The following is a 26,676-nucleotide window of genomic DNA, read 5'->3' on the forward strand; positions in this document are numbered from 1 at the left end:
CCCGGCCCCGTCAGGCGGCCTCCCCGGCGGCCTCCGGGCGGCGTACCCGTACGGGTGTGAACACGGCGAGGACGGCGATGCCCACACAGCAGGCGCCGGCCACCGCGCCCACCGCCGCGGTGCCCTGGTGCTGTGCGGCCCAGGTGAGGACGGCCGCGCCGACGGGGGCGGCCGCGTAGTGGATCGTCCAGAACGTGGAGGTGACCCTGCCCAGCAGATGCTGGGGGGTCACCTCCTGGCGCAGGGACATGGAACAGGTTCCGGCGGTGGCGGCGGCCCCGAAGAAGGCTGCGGTCAGCAGGGCCACGGCCGGTACGGCGCGCGCCCAGCCGACAGCGCCGAGTGCCAGGCCGCAGACGGCGACCCCACCGATCCAGGTCGGCCCGAAGCCGAGCCCGTGGCGCACCCGGGCCACCAGCAGGGACCCGGCGATCGTGCCGAGCGCGCCGATCGCGAGCACGGTGCCGACCGCACCGTCGTTCTGGCCGAGATCGTGCTTGAGGTGGTAGATGATCAGGTCGTTCAGGCCCAGTTGAAGAAAGCTGAACAGGGACAGCAGCACGGTCAGGGTGCGCAGCACGGGGTGGTGCCACAGGAAGGACGCCCCGGTCAGCAGGTCCCGTCGCAGCCGCTGCCGGGACGCCGCAGGGTCGGGCGGGGCGGCCGGCCCGAAACGAACGAAGGCCAGGCAGAGCGCCGACACGCCGAAGCTCGCCGCGTCCACCGCGACGGCGGCGACCGGGCCGGCCCAGGCCGCCACGACGCCCGCCCCCACCGGGCCGACCACGCCGGCCGCCGCGGCGGTCGCGTTCAGCCGCCCGTTGGCCGCGGTGATCCGCTCACCGCCGACCAGTTGGCGTACGACGGTGACGTACGCGACGGCGAACACCATGCCGACGGCCTCGGCCAGTGGCAGCACGGCGTACAGCAGCCAGATCCGGGGCCCGGTGAGCCATACCAGCGGGATCAGCGCGTACAGCACCAATCGGACCAGGTCGCAGGCGACCAGCAGCCTTCTGCGGTCCAGCCGGTCGACCACCACTCCGGCGAAGACGCCGGTCAGCACCGCGGCCGCCCCGCCGGCCGCGGTCAGCAGCCCCATCCGGGCGACGGACCCGGTGGCCTCCAGCACCAGCAGCGGCAGCGCGATCAGGGCGAAGGAGTCACCGAGGACCGAGAGCGTCTGCGCGGCCCAGAAGATCCCGAAGTCCCTGCTCCCCCGCTGCGCTCGCGTCCGTCCCACCGGCCAGGTCCCCCACCCTCTGTGTCGCCGCCCCTGCCGCCCGGTACCACCGGCCGCACGGACCGTCCATGGGTATCACCGGGGAGCGGTCCGGCCAATCGAATTTCGGCCTGCGCACCCGCACCTGATCCCACATCGGTTTGTACGCGCACCTCGGCCGCGGACGCCTGCTGTCCTAGGTACGTTAGGCTCTGACCTAGGACCCCTGGGTCAGGAGCCGCCCCATGGCCCGTGCCGGGCTCACCGTCGAGCGGATCGTCGCGACGGCCGCCGATCTCGCGGACGAGGTCGGCTTCGACAAGCTCACCCTGTCGGCCGTGGCACGGCACTTCGGGGTGAAGGACGCGAGCCTGTACTCGCATGTCAGAGGCCTGGGCGAGCTGCGGACCCGCCTCGCGCTGCGGGCGAGCGAGGAGATGATCGACGGCATCGCGGCGGCCGTCGCCGGGCGGGCCGGCAAGGACGCGCTGGCCGCCTTCGCGGGCGCCTACCGGGAGTACGTACTCGCCCACCCGGGGCGGTACGCGGCCACCCAGATCCGGATCGACGACTCACTGCGCTCACTCGTCGCCGAGTCCGGCGCCCTGCGCCGCACCGCCGAGATCACCTACGGCATGCTCCGCGCCTACGGCCTCCACGAACCCGATCTCACCGACGCCGTCCGCCTGTTGCGCAGCACCTTCCACGGCTACTGCGCCCTGGAGGCCGCCGGCGGCTTCAACGACCCGAGGGACGTACAGGCGTCCTGGGACAAGGCCGTCGAGGCCCTGCACGCCGCGTTGGTGCACTGGCCCCGCCAGAAGGAGAAGACGGATGGCTGACCTCTGCTACGACATCCGGGGCGACGGCCCCGTGCTGCTGGTCGTTCCCGGCGGCGCGGGCACCCGACGGGGCTCGACCCACTGACGGCCGAGCTCGCCGGACACTGCACCGTGGTGACGTACGACCCCCTCGGGCCGGCCCACGGTCAGCTCGGCCTGCCTGTCGCGGAGCAGCGGGTGGAGGCGTGGAGCGAGGGCGCGCACCGTGTGCTCGACGAGGTGCTGCCGGACGGCGAGTCGGCGTACGTCCTCGGCTTCAGTTCGGGCGGTGTCGCGGTCCTCGATCTGCTCGCCCGGCATCCGGAGCGGCTGCGGCACGTCATCGCGCACGAGCCGCCGGTGGTGCGGGTCCTGCCGGACGCCGAGCGGCAGTCGGCGATGTTCGCGGAGGTGTACGGCACCTATCGCGCCGCCGGTCTCGCGGCGGCCGGAGCCCGCCTCGCCGCCGGTCTCGCGGGCACGCCCGCCACTTCGCCGGGAGTCGGGCGACCGCCCTCCCCCGAGGAGGAGCTGGGCAGCCCCATGGCCCTCTTTCTGACACGCGTCCTGACCCGGTTCACCGCGTACGCGCCGGACCTGGACGCCTTGAGGCCGGCCCCTCTGACGCTGGCGGCGGGGGTGGATTCGCGTGGCGGACTGCTGCACCGGACCGCCTCCGTGGCGGCCGAGCTGGCCGGGGGTCACTTCGCCGAGTTCCCCGGCGGGCACCTGGGGGCTGCCGAGCATCCCCGGGAGTTCGCGGCGAGCGTGCTGGAGGCGCTGCATCGCTGACGGGATGGGACCTGGGGCGCCCCGGTTCCGGTCGGGACGCCCCAGGGGCTCAACGGGCGGGGCGCACGGCCGGCGCGCTCACCCCGCGCGCCAGGGTCTCACGGTCAAGGTGAACGACCCTCCGGTATCAAATCCTGCGCCACCGGCGCGTCCCGCACCAGACCCACGTACCCCGTCACCCGGTGCGCCTCCCGTGGGAAACGGGAATGCGGCGCGTTCGAGATCCCGTACCGCATCTCTGGTTCCGAACATCGAAACGGTAGGTGTACGTCACCGGGAGGTCAACGGGTGGCCACTTGCTGACAGAAACCGCTTGCACAACAGGGACACCGGACCGCCAGGGCGTGCGACCAGCCTTGCCGAGCGCCCCTCCCCTGCACCGGCATGCCCCGTTCAGGAGGGTCCGATGCGGTGAGCCGGATCTTTGCGAGAGACTTTGGTTGTCACACGACAACTGAGTTAACCTGCGACGGATTTTCTCATCTCGCAGATTCTGTGAACTACCGAAGCGCGGGGGCGGAAACGGGTCCGTTCGCGGGCCCGGGCGCGGTTCCGAGTCCCCGGCGCGGGGACTCCTGGGGAGCGGAACGAGGGTGCGGCATGACGAGCAGGACAACCGGGACCGTGCAACGGACTCCGGGTGACCAGGAGCTGCGGCAACTGCTGGCCGGGCTGACCGCCGTCCGCGACGGCGACTTCGGCACACGGCTGCCGACCGACGGAGAGGGCCTGCTCGGCGACATCGCCACCGTCTTCAACGGGATGGTGGACCAGTTGTCCGTGTTCACCTCCGAGGTGACGCGGGTGGCGCGCGAGGTGGGCACCGAGGGCACGCTCGGCGGTCAGGCGGAGGTGCCCGGGGTCTCCGGCACCTGGGCCGATCTGACCGACTCCGTCAACGCCATGGCCGGCAATCTGACCACCCAGGTGCGGGACATCGCGCAGGTGGCGACGGCGGTGGCCAAGGGAGATCTGTCGCAGAAGATCGACGTGCCCGCGCGCGGCGAGATCCTCCAGCTCAAGGAGACCGTCAACACGATGGTCGACCAGCTCTCCGCCTTCGCCGACGAGGTCACCCGTGTCGCCCGCGAGGTGGGCAGCGAGGGACGGCTCGGCGGGCAGGCCCAGGTGCCCGGCGTCGGCGGTGTCTGGCGCGACCTGACCGACTCCGTCAACTTCATGGCCGGCAACCTCACCGCCCAGGTCCGCAACGTCGCCCAGGTGACGACCGCCGTAGCCGAGGGCGACCTCTCCCAGAAGATCACCGTCGACGCCCGCGGCGAGATCCTCGAACTCAAGAACACCATCAACACGATGGTCGACCAGCTCTCCGCCTTCGCCGACGAGGTCACCCGCGTCGCCCGCGAAGTGGGCACCGAGGGACGGCTCGGCGGACAGGCGGACGTCAAGGGCGTCAAGGGCACCTGGCGCGACCTGACCGACTCCGTCAACTTCATGGCCGGCAACCTCACCGCCCAGGTCCGCAACGTCGCCCAGGTGGCCACCGCGGTCGCCCAGGGCGACCTCTCGCAGACGATCACGGTCGACGCCCGCGGCGAGATCCTCGAACTCAAGAACACCATCAACACGATGGTCGACCAGCTCTCCGCCTTCGCCGACGAGGTCACCCGCGTCGCCCGCGAGGTCGGCACCGAGGGCAACCTCGGCGGACAGGCCATCGTCCGGGGCGTGTCGGGGACGTGGAAGGACCTGACGGACAACGTCAACGTGATGGCGTCCAACCTGACCGGTCAGGTCCGTTCCATCGCCCAGGTCGCCACCGCCGTGGCCCGCGGCGATCTCTCGCAGAAGATCACGGTCGAGGCGAAGGGCGAGGTCGCGGCCCTCGCGGACGTCATCAACACGATGGTCGACACGCTGTCCGCGTTCGCCGACGAGGTCACCCGTGTTGCCCGCGAGGTGGGTACCGAGGGGCGGCTCGGCGGACAGGCGCACGTACCCAACGTCGCGGGCACCTGGAAGGACCTCACCGACAACGTCAACTCGATGGCCAACAACCTCACCGGCCAGGTGCGCAACATCGCGCTGGTGACGACCGCGGTGGCCAACGGCGATCTGTCGAAGAAGATCGACGTGGACGCCCGGGGCGAGATCCTGGAGCTCAAGACCACCATCAACACGATGGTGGACCAGCTGTCGTCGTTCGCCGCCGAGGTCACCCGGGTGGCACGGGAGGTCGGCAGCGAGGGACGGCTCGGCGGACAGGCCGAGGTCGAGGGCGTCGAGGGCACGTGGAAGCGGCTGACCGAGAACGTCAACGAGCTGGCCGGGAACCTGACCCGGCAGGTCCGCGCGATCGCCGAGGTCGCGAGCGCGGTCGCGGAGGGCGATCTGACCCGCTCGATCAATGTGGAGGCCTCCGGCGAGGTCGCCGAGCTCAAGGACAACATCAACTCCATGGTCGAGTCCCTGCGCGAGACCACGCGGGCCAACCAGGAGCAGGACTGGCTCAAGACCAACCTCGCCCGCATCTCCGGGCTGATGCAGGGCCACCGGGAGCTGCCGGTCGTCGCCGAGCTGATCATGGACGAGCTGTCGCCCCTGGTGTCCGCCCAGTACGGCGCCTTCTACCTCGCGGAGGACACCGAACGCGGGCCCGAACTCCGGCTGGTGGGCTCCTACGGCTACCCCGACGACAAGGACCGCCCCACCCGTGTCCCCGTCGGCCGCTCACTGGTCGGCCAGGCCGCCCGCAACCGCCGCGCCATCAGCGTGGAGGAGCTTCCGCCGGGATACGTGACCATCTCCTCGGGGCTCGGTCAGGTGGTGCCGAGCGCCCTGGTGGTTCTGCCCATCGTGGTCGAGGACCAGGTGCTCGGTGTGATCGAGCTGGCCTCGGTCACCCGCTTCACCCAGATCCACCAGGACTTCCTGGGCCAGTTGATGCCGACCATCGGTGTCAACCTCAACACCATCGTCGCCAACGCCCGCACCGACGAGCTGCTGGAGGAGTCCCAGCGGCTGACCGCCGAACTCCAGGCCCGTTCCGAGGAGTTGCAGGTCCAGCAGGACGAACTGCAGCGCTCCAACGCCGAGCTGGAGGAGAAGGCGTCACTGCTGGCCTCGCAGAACCGCGACATCGAGGCCAAGAACCTCCAGATCGAACAGGCCCGGCAGGAACTGGAGACCCGCGCCCAGGAACTGGCGCTGGCCTCCAAGTACAAGTCGGAGTTCCTGGCCAACATGAGCCATGAGCTGCGCACCCCGCTGAACAGCCTGCTCATCCTGGCCCAGCTGCTCGCGCAGAACCCCTCGCGCAACCTCACCCCGAAGCAGGTCGAGTACGCGGGCATCATCCACTCCGCGGGCTCCGACCTGCTCCAGCTGATCAACGACATCCTCGATCTGTCGAAGGTCGAGGCGGGCAAGATGGACGTCAGCCCGGAGCGGGTCTCGCTACGGCAGCTGCTGGAGTACGTCGAGGCCACATTCCGTCCGATGACGACGCAGAAGAGCCTGGAGTTCACGGTCACCACGGCTCCGGGCGCCCCCGCCGACCTGCTCACCGACGACTCGCGGCTGCGTCAGATCCTGCGCAATCTGCTGTCGAACGCGGTCAAGTTCACCGAGCAGGGAAGCGTCGAGCTGCGGATCGAGCCGGCCGCCGGCAAGGAGGTACCCGAGGGGGTCGTCCGCGGCGGGACCGTCGTGGCCTTCCGGGTGAAGGACACCGGCATCGGCATCCCCCAGCAGCAACTGGAGACGATCTTCGGGGCGTTCCAGCAGGCGGACGGGACGACGAGCCGCAAGTACGGCGGCACCGGCCTCGGTCTGTCGATCACCCGGGAGATCGCCCATCTGCTCGGCGGTGCCGTCACGGTCGACAGCACGCCCGGGCAGGGCAGCACCTTCACCCTCTATCTGCCGGTGGCACGCGCCGACTTCGAGGAGCTGATGGACGGCGCCGGCCGGGCGTCGGAGCCAACCGGTCTCCTGGTGCCCGCCGAGGTGCTGCCCGCGCCGGGTCCGGACTCCTTCGTTCCGCCGGCGGTGCCGGGGCAGCGCAGGCGCCGGCTGCTGGTCGTCGAGGAGCGTCCGCGCGGTCTGCTGACCCTGGTCGCGGAGAGCGCGGTGGCGGACATCGCGCACGATCACGACAGCGGCGACACACGCGGGGCGATCGACATCATCACCGCCATCGGCGCGCAGGAGGCGGCGAGTGCGCTGGCCGCCGAGCCGTGCCACTGCGTCGTCCTCGAACTCGGCATGCCGGGCGAGGAGGCGTCGCGCTTCCTGGAGGCCCTGCGGGGCGACTCCGCGCTGGCGAGCGTCCCCGTGCTCGTGCACAGCGGCCACCGGGTGGACCTGTCCCAGGAGCATGCCCTGCAGTCCCGCTCGGGCGGCCGGACGCTGGACTTCCTGTCCAGCCTGGACGAGCTGCGCGAACACATCACCCTGCACCTGTCCGCCGAGGAACCGGGGGACGTGCTGTCCCTGGTCCGCGCCGAGGAACCGCAGCACACCGCCGCGCAGCCCGTGGACGACGCGTTCCTCGGCCGTACGGTGCTCGTGGTCGACGACGACGCGCGCAACCTCTTCGCGCTGAGCGGGATCCTGGAGCTGCACGGCTTCCGGGTGCTGCACGCGGAGAACGGCCGCAAGGGCATCGAGACGCTGCTCGCCCATCCCGACATCACGTTGGTCCTGATGGACGTGATGATGCCGGAGATGGACGGGTACGCCGCCACGGCCGAGATCCGCAGCATGCCGCGGTACGCGGAGCTGCCCATCATCGCCGTCACCGCGAAGGCGATGCCGGGCGACCAGGAGAAGAGCCTCGCGTCGGGGGCGAACGACTACGTCACCAAGCCCGTCGACACAGGCGATCTCATCGCCCGCGTCCGGCGCTGGCTGCCCGTCTGACCGCGGCGCCCGCCGTGCGCACCAGCCGACCGGGCGCCTGCCGGCGCCCTCCGTGTGGCGTCCCCGGACGTCCCAGCCGAGGAACGGGCCAACCGTGAGCAACCCCCAGCAGCCCCCCGAGCGAGCCGCCCCGAGCCCGGCCGGGACCCCGCAGTTCGGCGACGGTCGTATCGAGGCCGGGGCGTCCGGTGACATCGCGCAGGCCTCCGTCTCGCGGGTGGGGCGGCTGGCGGCCACCGTCGAGCGGCTGCGGCGCGAGGTGCTGGCCGCGCATGCCCAGGCCGACGGGCGGGCCCTGATCGAACTGGCCAAGGGCATCCTCGTCGAGCGGCTCGGCTGCGGCCCCGCACAGGCGGCCCGGCAACTCGCCGAGCTGACCGAGCAGGCGGGCGCGACCCCGCTGGAGTTCGCGGTCGAGGTCATCAACCAGGCCTCCCGCGACCGCCTCTCGGAGGTCACCTCCGCCTTCCTCGCCGGGACGACGGGCCCGGACGGTCAGGAGGAGGGCGCCGACGCCCCGGGCGCGTCCTCGGCCGTACGGCTGCGGGCCGCCGAGAGCGGGGCGCTGGCCGCCGACGACACCCAGGCCGTGGCCGACTCCCTGCTGGAGCACGCCCTGACCCCCCTCGGCGCGACGGCCGTGGCCATCTGGGCCGTGGGCTCGGACGGCTCGCTCACGCTGGCGGGCAGCTCGGGGTTCTCGGCGGCGGAGGCGGGCCGCTGGCGGTATGTGCCCCCGGGCGTGGCGACCGTGGCGCGTCGCGGTCTCGCCGAGCGTGCGGGGCAGTGGATCGTCTCCCTGTCCGCGACCGGTCTGCCCTCCGTCGGCCAGCACCACCACCCGGACGGCGGGAGGGTGGCCCTGCCCGCCGGTACCGGCGGACGCATCCACGGTGTGCTGGAGATCGCCTGGCCCGCCCCGCTGGAACCGCAGCCGCCGCAGATCGTCCGTCAGATCGAGGCCCTGGCCGAGCTGTGCGCGCACACCCTGGAGAACGGTACGCGGCGGCATCCCGACGGGGACGCGGGGCCCCGCGTGCTGCCGGACGCGGCGGAGCTGATGGACCTGGCGGACGGGCTGCACGACCCCGCTCTGGTACTGGTGCCGCAGCTCGGCCCCGACGGGGACCTGGTCGACTTCCGCATCCAGCACGTCAACAGCCGCTTCCTGGACCCCGCCGGCCGGCCGCGGGGCGTCGTGAGCGGTGCCCTGCTGCTGGAGGCGTACCCGATGGCCGCCGGGCGGAGCGAACTGTTCGACCGGATAGAGCGTGTCTACGCCACGGGCGAGCCCTTCCGCACCCACCGTATGCGGCTCACCGCGCTGGTGGGCGACGTCCCGCTGGCGGCGGTCGCCGACATCAGCATCAGCCGGCACGCCAACAGTGTGCTGCTCATCTGGCGCATCGAGGACGAGGCGGCCCGGCTGGCGAGCCTGCTTCAGCACGCCCAGCGCCTCGGCCGCATCGGCGGCTTCGAGGAGAACCTGCTCACCGGCGAGATCACCTGGAACGGGCAGCTCTTCGCCCTCTACGGCAAGCCCGCGTCGAGCCTGCCGGTGCCGCTGGAGGAGCTGCCCGCGCACGCCCACCCCGACGACGCCGTCGCCATCGGCAGGTTTCTGCGCACCCTGCTCCACGGCCGACGGCCGGCGTCCACGGCCTTCCGGCTGCAACGCCCCGACGGGGTGACACGGCACATCCGGGTGGTGGCCGAACCGGTCCTCGACTCCGACGGGCGGCTGTTCGTCGTACGGGGGGCCTATCAGGACATCTCCGCCCAGCACTGGACGGAGATGGCGCTCGCCGCGACCCGCGACCAGCTCGCGCACACCGAACAGCAGGCGAGTGAACGCAACCGGCTCACCTTGCAGTTGCAGCATGCCATCATGCCGCCGGCGCAGGCCCCGTTGGAGGCGGACGGCCTCCAGGTGGCGGTGCGCTACCGGCCCGCGGAGACCGAACAACTGGTGGGCGGCGACTGGTACGACGCATTCGTCCTGCCGTCCCGGCTGGTGCTGCTGTGCGTGGGCGACGTCGCCGGGCACGGCATCGAGGCGGCCACGAGCATGGTCGTCCTGCGCAACGCGCTGCGCGGGCTCGCCGTGACGGGCGCCGGACCGGGCCAGTTGCTGGCCTGGCTCAACATAGTGGCCCACCATCTGACCGGCGCCGTCACCGCCACGGCCGTCTGCGCCCTGTACGACCCCGGCCGGCACACCCTGCGCTGGGCCAGGGCGGGCCATCTGCCGCCCGTCCTGGTGCGCGGCGGCGAGACCGCGGCGCTGCCCCTGGTCAGGGGCATGCTGCTCGGGGCCGTACCGGAGGCGGTGTACGAGGAGCACGAGGTCCAACTGGCCGTCGACGACAGATTGTTGATGTACACGGACGGTCTGATCGAGCGCCGGGACCGTTCCGTTGAGGAGTCCCTCGCCCAGTTGCTGACCGCCGCGCGGCCGGTGCCCCCGACGCTGGACCAGCAGCTGGACCGCCTGCTCACCTACAGCAGGTCGGACACCGACGACGACACCTGCATCGTGGGCATCCGGGTCGTCTGAGGCAGGCCACGCCTGTCCCGGGGCGGGCGCATTCGACTAGCGTCGGGGCATGACCGGCAACACCACCCCCACCCTCGCCGAGGCGCTCGCCGCCGGGACGGTCGTCCTGGACGGCGGCTTGTCCAACCAGCTCGCGTCGGCCGGGCACGACCTGAGCGACGCGCTGTGGTCGGCGCGGCTGCTCGCGGAGCGGCCCGAGGCCATCACCGAGGCGCACCTCGCGTACTTCGAGGCGGGCGCGGACGTGGCGATCACCGCGAGCTACCAGGCGACCTTCGAGGGCTTCGCCCGGCGCGGCCTCGACCACGACCGCGCGGCCGGGCTGATCGCCCTGAGCGTCGGCCTCGCCCGCGAGGCGGCGACACGGGCGCGCGCCAAGGGCGTCAGCCGGCCGCTGTGGGTGGCGGCGTCCGTCGGCCCGTACGGGGCGATGCTCGCGGACGGCTCCGAGTACCGGGGCCGCTACGGCCTGACGGTCGCCGAGCTGGCGGACTTCCACCGTCCGCGCCTGGAGGTGCTGGCCGCGGCCGGGCCCGACGTGCTGGCCCTGGAGACGGTGCCCGACGCGGAGGAGGCCGAGGCCCTGCTTCGGGCGGTGCGCGGGCTCGGCGTTCCCGCCTGGCTGTCGTACACCGTCTCCGGCGACCGTACGCGCGCCGGGCAGCCGCTCCGGGAGGCGTTCGCCCTGGCCGCCGACGCGGACGAGGTGATCGCGGTGGGCGTGAACTGCTGCGCGCCCGAGGACGTCGAGGCCGCGGTGGAGACGGCCGCACGGGCGACCGGCAAGCCGGTGGTGGTCTACCCGAACAGCGGTGAGACGTGGGACGCCGGAGCCCGCGCCTGGGACGGCCGCAGCACGTTCAGCGCCACGGAGGTCACGCGCTGGCGCGCTGCCGGGGCCCGGCTGATCGGCGGTTGCTGCCGGGTGGGCCCGGAGGCGATCACGTCGATCGCGGACACGCTGGGGGCGGGTGCGGACACGGCGTCGGACTGAGCCTCGCCGTGTCCGCGTATCCGCTCGTCGCGGGTGGTGTCAGCCGCCATGGGGCCGGCCTCACCGCCGAGGGGCGGCCCCCGGTCGGCGCAGACGCCGTACGGCCGACAGCGGGGTCGCTCCCCTGAGGAGCGAGCCGCTCGCCAGGCCCGGTGCGCTGGCCACGGGCTCCGGGCGGGTGGCCGCCGCCTCCCACAGCGCCATCTCCGGGTCCCGGAGGCCATGGACCACCGGCTCCCCGTCGCCGCCGAAGACGCGCACGGGATGGGTGGCGTCCCAGGCCGACCAGCCCGGGGCGCCGTCCGCCGCGAAGCGCACCCACGCCGTGTGCATCTCGTGGGCGAGTTCCCGGGGCGCGCCGGGGCCGGCCAGTTTCGCGGACTCCGGCACCTCCGCGCTGTCGAACACGAAGCCGAGCTCCAGGGCGTGGCAGGCGCCGAGACCGGGCACCCGGGAGCGCCAGGCGAACTCGTAGACATGGCAGGGTGCGCGGTCGCCGCCGGTGCGGGAGCCGGCCAGCCGGTGCAGCGGATACCGCAGCAGATGGTCGGTGACCATCTGGCCCACCAGGTCGGAGGCCGGGGCGTCGGGACGGGCGGTGCGGTAGCCGCGCGGCACCTCGGGGCCGCAGTGGCAGCGGGCCATCGCCCCGGCGAGCGCCACCGCGCCCAGCCGGTCGATGCGTTCGGTCAGGCCGGTGGGCACGAGCCACAGCCGGTACTCCTCACTGGTCCAGCCGAGGAGCAGGGGTACCTCCCCGGCGGCGCCGTCGAGCAGCGCCTCCAGGGGGTCGCGCGGCACCAGGTCGCCGTCGACGACGATCCCGAAGGCGGGCCCGCCGAGGATCGGGCCGGCCCGGCGGCCCACCTCCGCCTGTGCCTCGACCAGCAGCCCGCGGTCCACCTCGGCGAACGCGGCCGCGGTGGCCGGCACCTTCAGCCGGGCCGCCATGCGCCGCACCAGGCGCCGCACCTTGTCCCGTTCCGTCGACTCGGGCGGCCCGCTCTGCAGCGCGGCCCGCTGGAACAGTCCCCGGGCGTGCGGACTCGCCAGCAGCGCGCCGATGCTGATGGCGCCCGCGGACTCGCCGAAGACGGTCACCCGGTCCGGATCCCCGCCGAACGCGGTGATCGCGTCGCGCACCCACTCCAGCGCGGCGAGTTGGTCGCGCAGTCCGGCGTTGGGCGGGGCGTCCGGGAACAGGCCGTATCCCTCCACTCCGAGGCGGTAGTTGAAGGAGACGAGGACGACCCCGTCGCGGGCGAAGGCGCTGCCGTCGTAGACGGGCACGGCGGAGGAGCCGCGGGTCAGGGCGCCGCCGTGGATCCACACCATGACCGGGAGACGGGCTGCCGGGTCCGGTGCCGGTGTCCACACATTGAGGTTGAGGCAGTCGTCGCCCGCGACCACGGGGTCGGCCAGATAGCGGGCGAACGCCGGTGAGTACGGCGGTTTCGGGGGCGTCGGCCCGAACGCGCCCGCGTCCCGCACGCCGTCCCAGGGCTCGGGCGCCACGGGTGGGCGGAAGCGACGCGGGCCGAAGGGCGGGGCGGCGAAGGGGATGCCCCGGAAGACGGCGATCCCGTGCTCGTACCGTCCGCGTACGGCGCCGTAGGGGGTGCGGACCACGGGGTCCGCCGTGTGCACCGGGTTCGTCCTCGCCTCGTCCGCACGCTCCATCCGGTCTCTCCTCATCGCCTGGGGCCCCGGCCACCCGACCTGCCTGGACGTGGCCGCCTGTCCGCGGACCGCCCGATCGCCCGGGAGCGGCCCGCCTCGTCGCATCTCATCTCTTCCCCGTCCGGCCCCCGCGCACGGCACGCCGCGCTACTGCACCCGGGCCACCCAGCGGATGCCGCCTAGGGGGTGTCGGACAATTCGCGCCGGATCAGCGCGCGCGGCGTCCGGCGCAGGAGGCACCTCCCAGCGGTAGCCGAGGGAGCATCACAAGGCGGAGGACCATCCGCGTACCGGACGTACTCGGGTGATCCGACAACGCGACGAGCTGCCGTGCCTGGGGGCACCTACCGGCCGCCCGGCTGGGCGAGTCGCGCGCCCGGCGGGAATTGTCGGACACCCCCTGGCAGATGGGCCCGGAAGACAGGGTCCGCGTAGGCCTCGGAGGCGTGGCCGAGCGCCGTGTGGAAGTCCCGTCCGGCGCCCTGTTCGCGGCACCGCACCAGCGGATGGTCGTCGCCCATCCCGCCGCCTTCGTACGAGGACTCGTCCGCGGCGGCGAGGACCCGCGCCGAACCGCGGGGGCTGGAGCGGAAGTCGTACCCCTCGTCCGTGAACTCCCGGACAGCGGGCAGGTGCGCGGTGGCCGGATGACCACGGTCCTCGATCAGCGCCCTGCCCGGCTGGTGGTCCGGGTGCCGCGCGAATCGGACGCCCAGCAGTTCGCCGTGGTACGGCCGGTCCTCCTCGGTGCAGGTGGCCGCGTGGACGCCGCCGAAGCCACCGCCGCCCTCCACATGGGCCGCCAGCCGGGCGCGCCCTCGGGTGTGAGGACCTCACCGCTGGTGGACAGGAAGACCACCGCCGCGTACCCGTCGAGGGGCGCCTCGAAGCGGGCGGGATCCTCGCCCGCGTCGAGGTCGAACCCGTGCGCGGCGCCGAGGACGCGTACGGCGGCGACGGCGTCCGGGATGGAGTCGTGGCGGTAGCCGGTGGTGCGGGTGCACACGAGAACGCGGAAGGACACGGCCCGAGCCCAGGAGTTCTCACTCCCCCGCGGTGTCGTCCTTCTTCCCGGGCTGGGGGGCCGCGCTGCGCGCATGCGTCCGCAGGCGTGAGGTCACGTCCTCGGGGGGCAGGAAGCGGGACCAGCGCTCCGGGAACTCGGAAGGCATGTCCGGGTCCTCGGGGTCGTCGGGATCGGTGGCGCGCGCCGCAGTGGCGCGGGCCACGTACTCGGCGGCCTGCTCCGCCCGCAGCCGCTCGTTCGCCTCGCGGGCCGCCGCCGTGGCCGCGGCGGGCCACACCCGGTCGATGGCCGCGTTGACGGCGGCGCCGACCAGCACGGCGAAGGCGGACACCCCGATCCACAGCAGCACGGCCACGGGCGCGGCGAGCGAGCCGTAGATCGTCGGCCCCTCGATCGTGTGGGTGAGGTAGATGCGCAGCAGGAAGCTGCCCAACACCCACATCGCGAGGGCGACCAGGGCGCCGGGCACGTCCTCCACCCATGCGGAACGCACCGGCACGGACACGTGGTAGAGGGTCGTCAGGAAGACGATCGACAGGACGATGACCACCGGCCAGTACAGGATCTGCACCACCGTCGTGGACCACGGCACGAGGTTCACCACGGCGTCCGGGCCGGCGACCATCAGCGGCAGTGCCACCGAGCCGATCAGCAGCGCCACGATGAACAGGAAGAACGACAGCAGCCGGGTCTTCACGATCCCCCGGGCACCGTCGAGCCCGTACATCACCGTGATCGTCTCGATGAAGACGTTCACCGCCCGGGACCCCGACCACAGGGCGAACAGGAACCCGATGGAGATGACGTCGGGCCGGCCGCCCTTCATCACGTCGTGCAGGATCGGCTGGGCGATCTCCGTGACGCCCTTGTCGGACAGGACCGTGCGGGACGCCTCCAGGAGGTTGCGCTCCAGGCTCTGGATGGTGTCGGCGCCGGTCCAGGCGTCCACGTAGCCGAGCAGCCCGATCAGGCTGAGCAGCAGCGGCGGCACGGACAGCAGCGTGAAGAACGCCGCCTCGGCCGCGAGTCCGAGGATGCGGTACTCCATGCACGAGTTGACCGTGTCCTTCAGCAGCAGCCAGGCGGTCCTGCGCTTGGAGACGTTCCGGTACAGGGCGCGCGCCCGGTGGAGACGTCCCGACGGCGGCTTTGGGGGTTCACTTGCTGCTGACTGCACGCCTTAACGGTATCCGCCGCCCGGGCCTGCCCTCATCCCCCGCCCGGGCCGCTTCCCGAGAGGAGCGGCCGCATGCCCGGGGATACGGGTGACCGAGGGGCGTACTCAGGGGTAAGTTCGCCCCATGGCAGCCACCACGCACACCGTGACCAACCAGGCTCCACCGCTGGTCGAGTACGACGTCTACACCGCCGATCGCGCCCTCGTGGAGGCCGTCGAGCGGCATCTTGACCCCGCGCTCCTCGACGAGGCCCGCGGCGAGTTGTCCGGGTTCGGGCGCAGTGCCGGTTCCACCCAGGTGCAGGAGTGGGGGGTCCAGGCCAACGAGAACCCGCCGAAGCTGCACACCCACGACCGCTACGGCAACCGGATCGACGAGGTCGAGTTCCACCCGGCCTGGCACCGGCTGCTCGGCAAGGGGGTCTCCGCGGGGCTGACCGCGGCCTGGGTGCGGCCGGGCGGTCATGTGCGGCGCGCGGCCGCGTTCACGGTCTGGTCGCAGGTCGAGGCGGGCAACGGCTGCCCGTTGTCCATGACGCACGCCGCGGTGCCGGCCCTGCGCACGGACCCGGCGCTCGCCGCCGAGTGGGAGCCCCGGCTGACCTCGCTGGTCTACGAGCAGGGTCTGCGGCCCGCCGCGCAGAAGGCCGGAGTGCTCTTCGGCATGGGGATGACGGAGAAGCAGGGCGGCAGCGACGTACGCGCGAACACGACCGAGGCCCGACCGCTCGCCGAGGACGGGACGTACGAGCTGCGGGGCCACAAGTGGTTCTGCTCGGCGCCCATGTCCGACGGGTTCCTGGTGCTGGCGCAGGCACCGGGAGGACTGACCTGCTTCCTCGTTCCGCGTGTGCTGGAGGACGGCACCCGGAACGTGTTCATGATCCAGCGGCTCAAGGACAAGCTGGGCAACCGGTCGAACGCCTCCAGCGAGGTGGAGTTCGACGGCACCTGGGCGCGCCGGGTCGGCGAGGAGGGGCGCGGGGTGCGGACCATCATCGAGATGGTCGCGGCCACGCGGCTCGACTGCGTCCTCGGCTCGACCGCGCTGATGCGTCAGGCTCTGGTCCAGGCGATCCACCACTGCGACTACCGGGAGGCGTTCGGCGGCAGGCTCGTCGACAAGCCGCTGATGCGCAACGTCCTGGCGGATCTGGCCCTGGAGTCGGAGGCGGCGACGACGCTGGCGCTGCGCCTGGCGGCGGCGTACGACGACGGAAGCGAGCAGGAGCGGGCGTTCCTGCGGCTCGCGGTGCCCGCCGCGAAGTACTGGGTGACCAAGCGCTGCACCCCGGTGGTGGTCGAGGCCTCCGAGTGCCTGGGCGGCAACGGCTACGTCGAGGAGTGGGGCATGCCCCGGCTGCTGCGGGAGTCGCCGCTGAACTCGATCTGGGAGGGCGCGGGCAATGTGCAGGCGCTCGACGTGCTGCGGGCCATGCAGCGCGAGCCGGGCTCCCTGAACGCCTTCCTCCAGGAGGTCGGCCGGGCCCGCGGCGCGGACCACCGGCTGGACGGCGCGATCAAGGACCTGCTCACCGAGCTCGCCGACCTGGAGGGCATCGAGGCGCGGGCGCGCCGGCTGGTGGAGCGGATGGCGCTGGTGCTCCAGGGATCGCTGCTCGTCCGGTACGCCCCGGCGGAGGTCGCCGATGCCTTCTGCGCCTCCCGGCTGGGCGGCGACTGGGGCACGGCCTTCGGCACGCTGCCGCACACGCTGGATCTGGCCACGGTGGTGGAGCGGGCGCGACCGGCTCTCTGACACCTACGGCGCACAACGGGACGTAGGAGCCTACGCGGGGGTGGTGCTGCGCCGACACGGCACCACCCCCGCTGGTCTGGCCCCCCAGAAGGAGCGCGGACGCCGCCGGAGCGACGTTGCACAAGTTTCAACCAGCCCGGGGATGTCCGCCAGGGTTGCAGAGGGTTGCAACTCACTGCCCACAAATGGCCGGAGTCCCCCCCTCCGCCGTGGGCAGAGGGCACTATGAGAACCACCGTCAACACGGATCCGGTCGATCCGGCCGGAAACAGCCGACGGGTGCGGCGGACGAGCCGCCGAGGCCGGGGCCGAGGGCGCACGGACGCCGGCGCGGGACGGACCGCGCACGGCAGGTTCTCGCCGCCGGCTCGGGCGACCCGCGGCGGACGGGCCGGCCAGCAGCGACAGGTCCTTGGGGGAGGTTCCAGTGGCGCAATCGGCGAACGACGTCACGCGGCTCGCCGTCGTGAATCCCGCGCAGGCGGCGCATGTACTGAGCGAGGTGCGCAGCGCGACGCTCTCGGGGCAGCGCGCCCCCGTCCCGCCGCGCCCGGTGATCGAGGCATCGTGGGGGCGAGCGCTGCGCGGCGGCGTCGACCCCGAGCACGACGTCCGGGCCCGACCGCTCAGCCATGACGAGATCGAGCGGCGGCGCCGCGACTCGCCGCTCCGTCAGGTGCTGCCCGTGCTGCGGGAGGGCCTGCTGTCGGTCGCGGACGTCGCGCACCACATCATGGTGGTCGCCGACGCGGACGGCCGGGTGCTGTGGCGCGAGGGCAGCCCCTCGGTCCTGCGCAAGGCGGACGGACTGGGTTTCGAGCCCGGCGCGGACTGGGGCGAGGGGGTCGTCGGCACCAACGGCGTGGGCACCCCGGCGGTGACCCGGCGCCCGGTGCAGGTGTTCGCGTCCGAGCACCTCGTACGCTCCCACGCCTCCTGGACGTGCACCGGCGCCCCGATCACGGATCCGCGCGACGGCCGGCTGATCGGCGTCGTGGACATCAGCGGCCCGCTGCGGACCATGCATCCGGCGACGGTCGCCTGGGTGGACACGGTGGCCAAGCTCGCCGAGGCCCGGCTGCGGGAGCTGCATCTGACCTCGCTGGACCGGCTGCGCGCGGTGGCGGCGCCCTTGCTCGCCGGGCTCGGCGGCCGGGCGCTGGCGGTGGACAAGGACGGCTGGACGGCGGCGGTGACGGGGATGCCGTATGTGAGCCGGGTGGCCCTGCCCGTGTCGCTCGCCCCCGGCCGCTCCCTGCTGCCGGCGTTGGGGCCCTGCGCGGTGGAGCCGCTGCCGGACGGCTGGCTGATCCGCGCGGTCGACGCGCCCGCGCCGGAGCGCGCGAGCCGCGTGGTCCTGGATGTGGCGCACCCGCGCCGCTGGTCGGTGACGGTGTCGGGGGACACGGGTTCCTGGACCCATGAACTGAGCCCCCGGCACGCCGAGTTGCTGTACCTCCTCGCCCTCCACCGCACGGGCCGCTCGGCCGCCCACCTCTCCGCCGACCTGTTCGGCGACCCCGCTCGCACGGTGACGGTACGCGCGGAGATGTCCCGGGTCAGGCGGTACCTCGGGGCCTTTCTGGAACACCGGCCGTATCGTTTCCGTGACGCGGCGGAGGTCGAGGTGCTGCTTCCCGCCGACCCCACGGACCTGCTGCCGCACTCGGTGGCGCCGACGGTGGTGCGGGCCCGAAGCACCACCGCGTCACCGTGACACCGAGGCGGCCTGAGGCAGGCGGGAGTTTGACGACACCCCTAGCCCTCACGGTGGGGACATCCCCTTTTTTCCCGGGTCTTCGACCGGTGCAGCGTCCGTCTGCCGTAGCATCCCCTTCACAGGCCACCCCACCCGCTCCTCCCGTCAACGTCCGGATCATGAGGAGCAGTTGGCCTACGCCGGGAGGTCGTATGAAGCACCGTGGCAGACACCGCCGCAGGCGCCGGGGCCGTGCGCTGCGGGCCACGCTCGCCGGAACCGCACTGGCGCTCACCGCCGCTGCCACGCTGATCAGCACCTCCCAGGCCGCGGGCGGGGACAACCCCGGGGGCCTGACCCGGGTCACCACCGCTGCGGAGACCGCCGGGCTCCGCCTCCACGAGAACCTCACCGACCCGCGCACACTCGACTCGCTCACCCGTGCGATGGGCGGCCGCGTGGGCGTCCACGACGTCCTTCAGGCCGCCGACCACCCGATGCACGACCGGTCCGCGTGCGACGCCGCCGAGACGGCCGCGCTGCCGGTGAAGCCGACGGCCACGCGCGCGTACTGCTGGGACAACGGGGACGCGACAACCCCCCAGTGGCTCCCCCGGTCCGTCACCACCTCCGGGGACGCCGACGACGACGGCCGCTGGGGTGCCGACCGGGTCGTCCTGTCCGGCTGGACGCACGACGACCGCCACGCCGGGAGCCGCTCCCCGACCGCCGACCGGGGCCTCGCCCGAGTCGCCTTCATCGACGCGAACGATCCGGCCCGCCTCGCCTACCGCTGGGTCCTGCTGGTCGCCCCGCGCGCCGACGGCAAGGGCTTCGAAGCCGTACGCACCCGCCTGTCCGGGATGGTGTGGTACCGGGACAAGCTGATCGTCACCGCCCGCGACTCCCTGCTCGTCTTCGACCTCCAGCGCATCCTGAAGGCGGACGTCGACAGTGACGCCATCGGCCGGGTCAAGGGCGGCTACTCGGCGCACGGCTACCGGTTCGTACTGCCCGAGATCGGCTCCTACCGCCTGACGGGCGGCCCCTGTTCGACGGCCGACGACCGCAGGGTCCCCTGCTTCTCCGCGCTCTCCCTGGACCGCACCTCGACCCCGGACAGCCTGGTGGCGAGCGAGTGGTTCCCGCCCGGCGGCACCAACCGGCCGGCCCGCCTGTGGCGCTACGCCTACAGCACCGCCCCCGGCCGCACCGGACTGCTGGCCACGGACGCGCACGGAGACGTCCGGGCGGCCGAGACCTACGAGACCGACGCGGCCGGGGTCCAGGGCGTGCTGTCGCACAAGCGCCCGGGAGCGGCCCGGCCGGACTGGTACGTCGACCGCGCGCCCACCGTCGGCGGCCGGCACGGAACGCTCTGGCGGCAGACCGCCTCCGGCGCGAAGGCGACCACCTGTGCGGCGGACGAGACCCATGCCTGCTGGGGCCGGCACACCACGTCCCTGTCGTACTGGCAGCAGACGGGCGAACTGTGGACGCTGACGGAGGGCGCGGTCGGCGAGGACGACGACTCGGGTACGGGCTCGGCCGACGGACGGGTGCTGTACGCGGTGCCGCTGGACTCCGTCGACGACGCGCTGGAGTAGCGGACGCACGACCGGCCGGACCGACGACACACCGGAACAGCGAACGCGGACCGGCCGGAGTCCGGGGGCGGACCCCCCTCGTCGGGTCTCGTGTCCCCATGATTCCCTGACCGCATGAGCACCCTCACCGTGACCACGTGGTCCCTGGAACAGACCTCCCCGGCCGATCTGCGGCCCGCCACGGCCCCCGAGGGCGATGTCCGGATCGTCCGCGCGGAGGTGCCCTCGCCGGAGTTCAGCCGCTTCCTGTACGCGTCGGTCGGCGGCGACATCCGCTGGACCGACCGGCTGGGCTGGACCTACGCGCGGTGGCAGGAGTACCTGGTGCGGCCGGGCGTGGAGACCTGGGTCGCCTACGACCGGGGCACACCGGCCGGGTATGTCGAGCTGGACCCGGTGGAGGAGGGGGTCGTGGAGATCGCCTACTTCGGCCTGGTCCCGGCCTTCCGCGGGCGGCGGATCGGGGGGCACCTGCTGTCGTACGGCACCGCGCGCGCCTGGGACCTCGCGGACCGCTGGCCGGAGCGCGTGCCGACGAAGCGGGTGTGGCTGCACACGTGCAGCAAGGACGGCGAACACGCGATGGACAACTACCAGCGCCGGGGCTTCCGGCTCTTCGACACCAAGGTCGAGGAGGAGCCCGACGCGCCCACCCCTGGGCCCTGGACTGGGGCCTACCCGGCCTGACCTGCATCCACACGGCGGGTCCCGCCATGTGACCAAGGACACCTCTGTCCCGCATCTCGGGACAGGGGTGTCCACATGACGGACGGATCTGGACTGGGTCCAATACGCCGTGCCACGCTTCCGTCATGTCTGGAACTGGAATCGCCTTGGTGAGTCGACGACACGTCGATCTCGGCCGCATGTCCAGCGCCATCTGTCCGGCGAGCTGAGACTCCAGCCAGTTCCCTTTTTCTTCTCTTCCTCACCCTCGCGCAGAGCCGCGCACTCGTGACATGCGCCTGTAAACGCAGGTAAGAGCCGCTGCCCCCGTCTGTCCGAAGGACGTACTCACCATGGCCGCCACCCCTCAGAATTCCGCCACGCCCCGCCGCAAGGTGAGCCGTCACCGTGGTGAGGGTCAGTGGGCGGTAGGTCACTTCACCCCGCTCAACGGCAATGAACAGTTCAAGAAGGACGACGACGGTCTCAATGTGCGGACACGCATTGAGACGATCTACTCCCGGCGCGGCTTCGACTCCATCGACCCCAGCGATCTGCGCGGCCGGATGCGCTGGTGGGGTCTGTACACCCAGCGCAAGCCCGGGATCGACGGCGGGAAGACCGCCGTCCTGGAGCCGGAGGAGCTGGACGACAGGCACTTCATGCTCCGCGTCCGCATCGACGGCGGCCGGCTGACGATCCAGCAGCTGCGCGTCATCGGTGAGGTCTCGCAGGAGTTCGCCCGCGGCACCGCCGACATCACCGACCGCCAGAACGTCCAGTACCACTGGATCCGGATCGAGGACGTCCCCGAGATCTGGAACCGTCTGGAGGCCGTCGGACTGTCCACCACCGAGGCCTGCGGTGACACGCCCCGCGTCATCCTCGGCTCGCCCGTCGCCGGGATCGCCGAGGACGAGATCGTCGACGGCACCCCGGCCATCGAGGAGATCCACCGCCGGGTCATCGGCAACAAGGCGTACTCGAACCTGCCGCGCAAGTTCAAGACCGCGATCTCGGGATCGCCGCTGCTCGACGTGGCGCACGAGATCAACGACGTCGCCTTCGTCGGCGTGGTCCACCCGGAGCACGGGCCCGGCTTCGACGTGTGGGTCGGCGGCGGTCTGTCCACCAACCCGAAGATCGGGCAGCGGCTCGGCGCCTGGGTGCCGCTGGACGAGGTGCCGGACGTCCACGAGGGCGTCATCTCGATCTTCCGTGACTACGGCTACCGCCGGCTGCGCAACCGCGCCCGGCTGAAGTTCCTGGTCGCCGACTGGGGCGTGGAGAAGTTCCGTCAGGTGCTGGAGGACGAGTACCTGAAGCGGAAGCTGACCGACGGCCCGGCACCCGCGCAGCCCGTTGAGCGCTGGCGCGACCACGTCGGGGTGCACCGGCAGAAGGACGGCCGCTACTACGTCGGGTTCGCGCCGCGGGTGGGCCGGGTGGACGGGACGACGCTGACGAAGATCGCGGACCTCGCCGAGGCACACGGCTCCGGCCGGGTCCGGACGACCGCCGAGCAGAAGATGATCGTGCTCGACGTCGAGCAGGACCAGATCGACTCGCTGGTCGAGGGTCTGGAGGCGCTCGACCTCAGGGTGCAGCCGTCCTCGTTCCGGCGCGGCACCATGGCCTGCACCGGCATCGAGTTCTGCAAGCTCGCCATCGTCGAGACCAAGGCGCGCGGTTCCGCGCTGATCGACGAACTGGAGCGCCGCATCCCGGACTTCGACGAGCCGCTCACCATCAACATCAACGGCTGCCCGAACGCCTGCGCGCGTATCCAGGTGGCGGACATCGGTCTCAAGGGCCAGCTGGTCCTTAACGACAACGGCGAGCAGGTCGAGGGCTACCAGGTGCACCTGGGCGGCGCGCTCGGCCTGGAGGCCGGCTTCGGCCGCAAGGTCCGCGGTCTGAAGGTCACCTCCGACGAACTGCCGGACTACATCGAGCGGGTGCTCAAGCGCTTCCAGGCGGAGCGTGAGGACGGCGAGCGGTTCGCGACCTGGGCGGCCCGGGCTTCCGAGGAGGCGCTGTCGTGAGCGAGCGAGCGGCCCCCTTCTACTGCCCCTACTGCGGCGACGAGGATCTTCGTCCGAGCGAACAGGGACATGGGGCCTGGGAATGCGCGGCGTGCAATCGAGCCTTCCAGCTGAAGTTCCTGGGCCTGCTGGCCCGGGGACTCCAACGAGCCGACAGCGGAGGGGACGGGACATGACGACGACTCAGCAAGAGTGCGACACCGACGAGTTGAAGGCGCTCGCCGAGCAGGCGGGCCGCGATCTGGAGGACGCCTCCGCACTGGAGATCCTCACGTGGGCGGCCGAGACGTTCGGCAAGCGCTTCTGCGTGACCTCCTCGATGGAGGACGCGGTGGTGGCCCACCTCGCCTCCCGCGCGATGCCGGGTGTGGATGTCGTGTTCCTCGACACCGGCTACCACTTCCCGGAGACCATCGGCACCCGCGACGCGGTCGAGGCCGTGATGGACGTCAACGTCATCACGCTCACCCCGCGGCAGACGGTCGCCGAGCAGGACGCCGAGTACGGGCCCCGGCTGCACGACCGGGATCCCGACCTGTGCTGCAGGCTGCGCAAGGTCCAGCCCCTGGAGGAAGGCCTCACGGGGTATGACGCCTGGGCGACCGGACTGCGCCGCGACGAGTCCCCCACCCGGGCGAACACCCCGGTCGTCGGCTGGGACGAGAAACGGCAGAAGGTCAAGGTCTCGCCGATCGCCCGCTGGACCCAGGAGGACGTGGAGGCGTACATCGCCGAACACGGCGTCCTCACCAACCCGTTGCTGATGGACGGCTATGCCTCCGTGGGCTGCGCCCCCTGCACCCGCCGGGTCCTGGCGGGCGAGGACGCGCGCGCCGGGCGCTGGGCGGGCCGCGCCAAGACCGAGTGCGGGCTGCACGGCTGACCATGACCCAGCATTCCACGAACGTTCCGACAACCAGGGAGACTCCCGTGACAACCGGAGCCACCGTCTGGCTCACGGGTCTGCCGAGCGCCGGCAAGACCACGATCGCCTACGAGCTGGCCGGCCGGCTGCGCGAGGAGGGCCACCGGGTCGAGGTGCTCGACGGCGACGAGATCCGCGAGTTCATCTCCGCGGGCCTCGGCTTCAGCCGCGCGGACCGGCACACGAACGTGCAGCGCATCGGCTTTCTCGCGGATCTGCTCGCCCGGAACGGCGTCAAGGCGCTGGTCCCGGTGATCGCGCCGTACGCGGACAGCCGCGAGGCGGTGCGCAAGCGCCACCAGGAGAGCGGGGCGGCGTACGTCGAGGTGCATGTGGCGACGCCTCTGGAGGTGTGCTCCGTACGCGATGTGAAGGGCCTGTACGCCAAGCAGGCCGCCGGCGAACTGACCGGCCTGACGGGGGTCGACGACCCGTACGAGGAGCCCGAGTCCCCCGATCTGCGGATCGAGTCCCAGAACCAGACCGTGCAGGAGTCGGCGGCCGCGGTGCACGCGCTGCTGAGCGAAAGGGGGCTGGCATGACGGCCACCGTCGCCTCGACCACCGAGGGCACGGACAGCCCGTACGCCCTGTCCCATCTGGACGCGCTGGAGTCCGAGGCCGTCCATATCTTCCGTGAGGTGGCGGGCGAGTTCGAGCGGCCGGTGATCCTGTTCTCCGGCGGCAAGGACTCCATCGTGATGCTGCACCTGGCGCTGAAGGCGTTCACGCCCGCGCCGGTGCCGTTCTCGCTGCTGCACGTGGACACCGGGCACAACTTCCCCGAGGTGCTGGAGTACCGCGACCGCGCCGTCGCGCGGCACGGACTGCGGCTGCATGTGGCCTCCGTGCAGGACTACATCGACCGCGGGGTGCTCAAGGAGCGCCCCGACGGCACCCGTAATCCCCTGCAGACCCTGCCCCTGACGGAGAAGATCCAGGCGGAGCGGTTCGACGCCGTCTTCGGCGGCGGCCGCCGGGACGAGGAGAAGGCCCGCGCCAAGGAGCGCGTCTTCTCGCTGCGCGACGAGTTCTCCCAGTGGGACCCGCGCCGCCAGCGCCCCGAGCTGTGGCAGCTCTACAACGGCCGCCACGCGGCCGGCGAACACGTCCGGGTGTTCCCCCTGTCCAACTGGACCGAACTGGACGTGTGGCAGTACATCGCCCGCGAGGGCATCGAACTGCCCGAGATCTACTTCGCCCACGAGCGCGACGTCTTCCAGCGCGGCGGCATGTGGCTGACCGCGGGCGACTGGGGCGGGCCCAAGGAGAGCGAGACGGTCGAGCGGCGCCTGGTGCGCTACCGGACCGTCGGTGACATGTCCTGCACCGGTGCCGTCGACTCGGACGCGGTGACCCTGGAGCAGGTGATCGCCGAGATCGCCGCCTCCCGGCTCACCGAGCGCGGCGCCACCCGCGCCGACGACAAGCTGTCCGAGGCCGCCATGGAGGACCGCAAGCGCGAGGGGTACTTCTAGCCATGACCACGACCACGGAACTCTCCGCCACCACCCTCCTGCGGTTCGCCACCGCCGGCTCGGTCGACGACGGCAAGTCCACGCTCGTCGGACGGCTGCTGCACGACTCCAAGTCGGTGCTCGCCGACCAGCTGGAGGCCGTGGAGCGCGCCTCGGCGAGCCGCGGCAAGGAAGGCCCGGACCTCGCGCTGCTGACCGACGGCCTGCGCGCCGAACGCGAGCAGGGCATCACCATCGACGTGGCGTACCGTTACTTCGCCACGCCCCGCCGACGGTTCATCCTCGCCGACACCCCCGGCCATGTGCAGTACACGCGGAACATGGTCACCGGCGCCTCCACCGCCGAGCTGACGGTGGTCCTGGTCGACGCGCGCAACGGCGTCGTCGAGCAGACCCGCCGCCACGCCGCGATCGCCGCCCTGCTGCGCGTCCCGCACGTGGTCCTCGCCGTGAACAAGATGGACCTCGTGGACTACCAGGAGTCCGTGTTCGCGGCGATCGCCAAGGAGTTCACGGCGTACGCGACCGAGCTGGGCGTCCCCGAGGTCACCGCGATCCCGATCTCGGCGCTGGCCGGTGACAACGTGGTGGAGCCGTCCGCGAACATGGACTGGTACGGCGGCCCCACCGTCCTGGAGCACCTGGAGACGGTCCCGGTCAGCCACGACCTGGCGCACTGCCACGCGCGGCTGCCCGTGCAGTACGTGATCCGCCCGCAGAGCACCGAGCACCCCGACTACCGGGGCTACGCGGGCCAGATCGCGGCCGGCACCTTCCGCGTCGGCGAGCAGGTCACCGTGCTGCCCTCCGGCCGGACCACGAAGGTCTCCGGGATCGACCTGCTCGGCAGGCCGGTCGACGTGGCGTGGACCCCGCAGTCGGTGACCCTCCTGCTGGAGGACGACATCGACATCTCCCGCGGTGACCTGATCGTGCCGAGCAAGGACGCGCCGGCGACCACCCAGGACATCGAGGCGACGGTCTGCCATGTCGCGGACCAGGCGCTGACCGTCGGCCACCGGGTGCTGCTCAAGCACGGCACCCGCACGGTCAAGGCGGTCGTCAAGGACATCCCGTCCCGCCTCACCCTGGACGACCTGTCCCTGCACCCGCACCCGGGTCAGCTCGTCGCCAACGACATCGGCCGGGTGAAGATCCGTACCGCGGAGCCGCTGCCGGTGGACGCGTACGCGGACTCCCGCCGCACCGGATCGTTCATCCTGATCGACCCGGCCGACGGCACCACGCTCACCGCGGGCATGGTCGGCGAGTCGTTCGCCGCGCCCGAGCCGGTGAAGGACGACGCCGACGGCGACGGGTGGGACTTCTGATCATGACCACCAC

The 26,676-nt window shown here is 72.2% G+C and carries 19 protein-coding genes and 1 pseudogene; 16 read left to right on the forward strand and 4 right to left on the reverse strand.

Annotated elements, in window-relative coordinates; translation table 11 throughout:
• Positions 1 to 10 precede the first annotated feature (10 nt).
• On the reverse strand, positions 11 to 1,243 hold the full coding sequence (locus ACFY2Z_RS03730) for an MFS transporter (RefSeq protein WP_390742545.1): 1,233 nt from the start codon (positions 1,241 to 1,243) through the stop codon (positions 11 to 13).
• A gap of 224 nt (positions 1,244 to 1,467) precedes the next feature.
• Between ACFY2Z_RS03730 and ACFY2Z_RS03735 the strand changes: the two genes are divergently transcribed.
• The 5 genes from ACFY2Z_RS03735 to mmuM all read left to right on the forward strand — a co-directional run bounded on the left by ACFY2Z_RS03735 (position 1,468) and on the right by mmuM (position 11,270).
• Complete coding sequence (locus tag ACFY2Z_RS03735) at positions 1,468 to 2,064, forward strand: TetR/AcrR family transcriptional regulator (RefSeq protein ID WP_390742546.1); 597 nt, start codon at positions 1,468 to 1,470, stop codon at positions 2,062 to 2,064.
• A 114-nt stretch (positions 2,065 to 2,178) separates the two neighbouring features.
• A complete protein-coding gene (locus ACFY2Z_RS03740; protein ID WP_390742547.1) occupies positions 2,179 to 2,835 on the forward strand; it encodes an alpha/beta fold hydrolase in 657 nt (218 codons plus the stop codon).
• Positions 2,836 to 3,435: 600 nt separating this feature from the next.
• Entirely contained in the window at positions 3,436 to 7,719 is a 4,284-nt protein-coding gene (locus ACFY2Z_RS03745; protein ID WP_390742548.1) for a HAMP domain-containing protein, read from the forward strand.
• 94 nt (positions 7,720 to 7,813) lie between these two features.
• On the forward strand, positions 7,814 to 10,276 hold the full coding sequence (locus ACFY2Z_RS03750) for a SpoIIE family protein phosphatase (RefSeq protein WP_390742549.1): 2,463 nt from the start codon (positions 7,814 to 7,816) through the stop codon (positions 10,274 to 10,276).
• Between the two features lie 49 nt (positions 10,277 to 10,325).
• Positions 10,326 to 11,270 (forward strand): homocysteine S-methyltransferase, encoded by a 945-nt coding sequence (gene mmuM, locus ACFY2Z_RS03755; protein WP_390742550.1) that lies wholly within the window; start codon positions 10,326 to 10,328, stop codon positions 11,268 to 11,270.
• A gap of 60 nt (positions 11,271 to 11,330) precedes the next feature.
• Here mmuM and ACFY2Z_RS03760 read toward each other — a convergent pair whose 3' ends face one another.
• The 3 genes and pseudogenes from ACFY2Z_RS03760 to ACFY2Z_RS03770 form a co-directional block, all read right to left on the reverse strand.
• On the reverse strand, positions 11,331 to 12,950 hold the full coding sequence (locus tag ACFY2Z_RS03760) for a carboxylesterase/lipase family protein (RefSeq protein WP_390742551.1): 1,620 nt from the start codon (positions 12,948 to 12,950) through the stop codon (positions 11,331 to 11,333).
• Between the two features lie 344 nt (positions 12,951 to 13,294).
• A pseudogene (locus tag ACFY2Z_RS03765) lies at positions 13,295 to 13,974 on the reverse strand (ThuA domain-containing protein).
• A 19-nt stretch (positions 13,975 to 13,993) separates the two neighbouring features.
• Positions 13,994 to 15,154: a YihY/virulence factor BrkB family protein gene (locus ACFY2Z_RS03770; RefSeq protein WP_390742552.1), complete on the reverse strand. Its 1,161-nt coding sequence runs from the start codon at positions 15,152 to 15,154 to the stop codon at positions 13,994 to 13,996.
• Positions 15,155 to 15,278: 124 nt separating this feature from the next.
• Here ACFY2Z_RS03770 and ACFY2Z_RS03775 point away from each other — a divergent pair, with 124 nt between their 5' ends.
• The 11 genes from ACFY2Z_RS03775 (at position 15,279) to ACFY2Z_RS03825 (ending at position 26,663) form a co-directional block, all read left to right on the forward strand.
• Positions 15,279 to 16,913, forward strand: coding sequence for an acyl-CoA dehydrogenase family protein (locus ACFY2Z_RS03775; RefSeq protein WP_390742553.1), 1,635 nt, complete (start codon positions 15,279 to 15,281; stop codon positions 16,911 to 16,913).
• Between the two features lie 427 nt (positions 16,914 to 17,340).
• Entirely contained in the window at positions 17,341 to 18,630 is a 1,290-nt protein-coding gene (locus ACFY2Z_RS03780; RefSeq protein ID WP_390742554.1) for a GAF domain-containing protein, read from the forward strand.
• Between the two features lie 194 nt (positions 18,631 to 18,824).
• Positions 18,825 to 20,219 (forward strand): hypothetical protein, encoded by a 1,395-nt coding sequence (locus tag ACFY2Z_RS03785; protein WP_390742555.1) that lies wholly within the window; start codon positions 18,825 to 18,827, stop codon positions 20,217 to 20,219.
• Between the two features lie 114 nt (positions 20,220 to 20,333).
• The gene (locus ACFY2Z_RS03790) at positions 20,334 to 20,906 is read left to right on the forward strand and encodes a GNAT family N-acetyltransferase (RefSeq protein WP_390742556.1); all 573 of its coding nucleotides are present in this window, start codon (positions 20,334 to 20,336) and stop codon (positions 20,904 to 20,906) included.
• Positions 20,907 to 21,031: 125 nt separating this feature from the next.
• Positions 21,032 to 21,115, forward strand: coding sequence for a putative leader peptide (locus ACFY2Z_RS03795; protein ID WP_309486338.1), 84 nt, complete (start codon positions 21,032 to 21,034; stop codon positions 21,113 to 21,115).
• Positions 21,116 to 21,238: 123 nt separating this feature from the next.
• Positions 21,239 to 22,930, forward strand: coding sequence for a nitrite/sulfite reductase (locus ACFY2Z_RS03800; RefSeq protein ID WP_390742557.1), 1,692 nt, complete (start codon positions 21,239 to 21,241; stop codon positions 22,928 to 22,930).
• Positions 22,927 to 23,106 carry a hypothetical protein gene (locus ACFY2Z_RS03805; protein WP_390742558.1) on the forward strand — a complete coding sequence of 60 codons (180 nt, stop codon included), beginning with the start codon at positions 22,927 to 22,929 and terminating at the stop codon, positions 23,104 to 23,106. The genes ACFY2Z_RS03800 and ACFY2Z_RS03805 overlap by 4 nt, the downstream gene beginning before the upstream one ends.
• Positions 23,103 to 23,813 (forward strand): phosphoadenylyl-sulfate reductase, encoded by a 711-nt coding sequence (locus ACFY2Z_RS03810; protein WP_390742559.1) that lies wholly within the window; start codon positions 23,103 to 23,105, stop codon positions 23,811 to 23,813. The genes ACFY2Z_RS03805 and ACFY2Z_RS03810 overlap by 4 nt, the downstream gene beginning before the upstream one ends.
• Before the next feature lie 47 nt (positions 23,814 to 23,860).
• On the forward strand, positions 23,861 to 24,397 hold the full coding sequence (gene cysC, locus ACFY2Z_RS03815) for an adenylyl-sulfate kinase (protein WP_390742560.1): 537 nt from the start codon (positions 23,861 to 23,863) through the stop codon (positions 24,395 to 24,397).
• Positions 24,394 to 25,332 carry a sulfate adenylyltransferase subunit CysD gene (cysD, locus tag ACFY2Z_RS03820; protein ID WP_390742561.1) on the forward strand — a complete coding sequence of 313 codons (939 nt, stop codon included), beginning with the start codon at positions 24,394 to 24,396 and terminating at the stop codon, positions 25,330 to 25,332. Before cysC ends, cysD begins: the two co-directional genes overlap by 4 nt.
• Positions 25,333 to 25,334: 2 nt before the next feature.
• Entirely contained in the window at positions 25,335 to 26,663 is a 1,329-nt protein-coding gene (locus ACFY2Z_RS03825; RefSeq protein WP_355905935.1) for a GTP-binding protein, read from the forward strand.
• Positions 26,664 to 26,676 lie beyond the last annotated feature (13 nt).

Origin of the sequence: Streptomyces sp. NPDC001222, from assembly GCF_042896945.1 — a bacterium.
Taxonomy (GTDB): Bacteria; Actinomycetota; Actinomycetes; order Streptomycetales; family Streptomycetaceae; genus Streptomyces; species Streptomyces gibsoniae.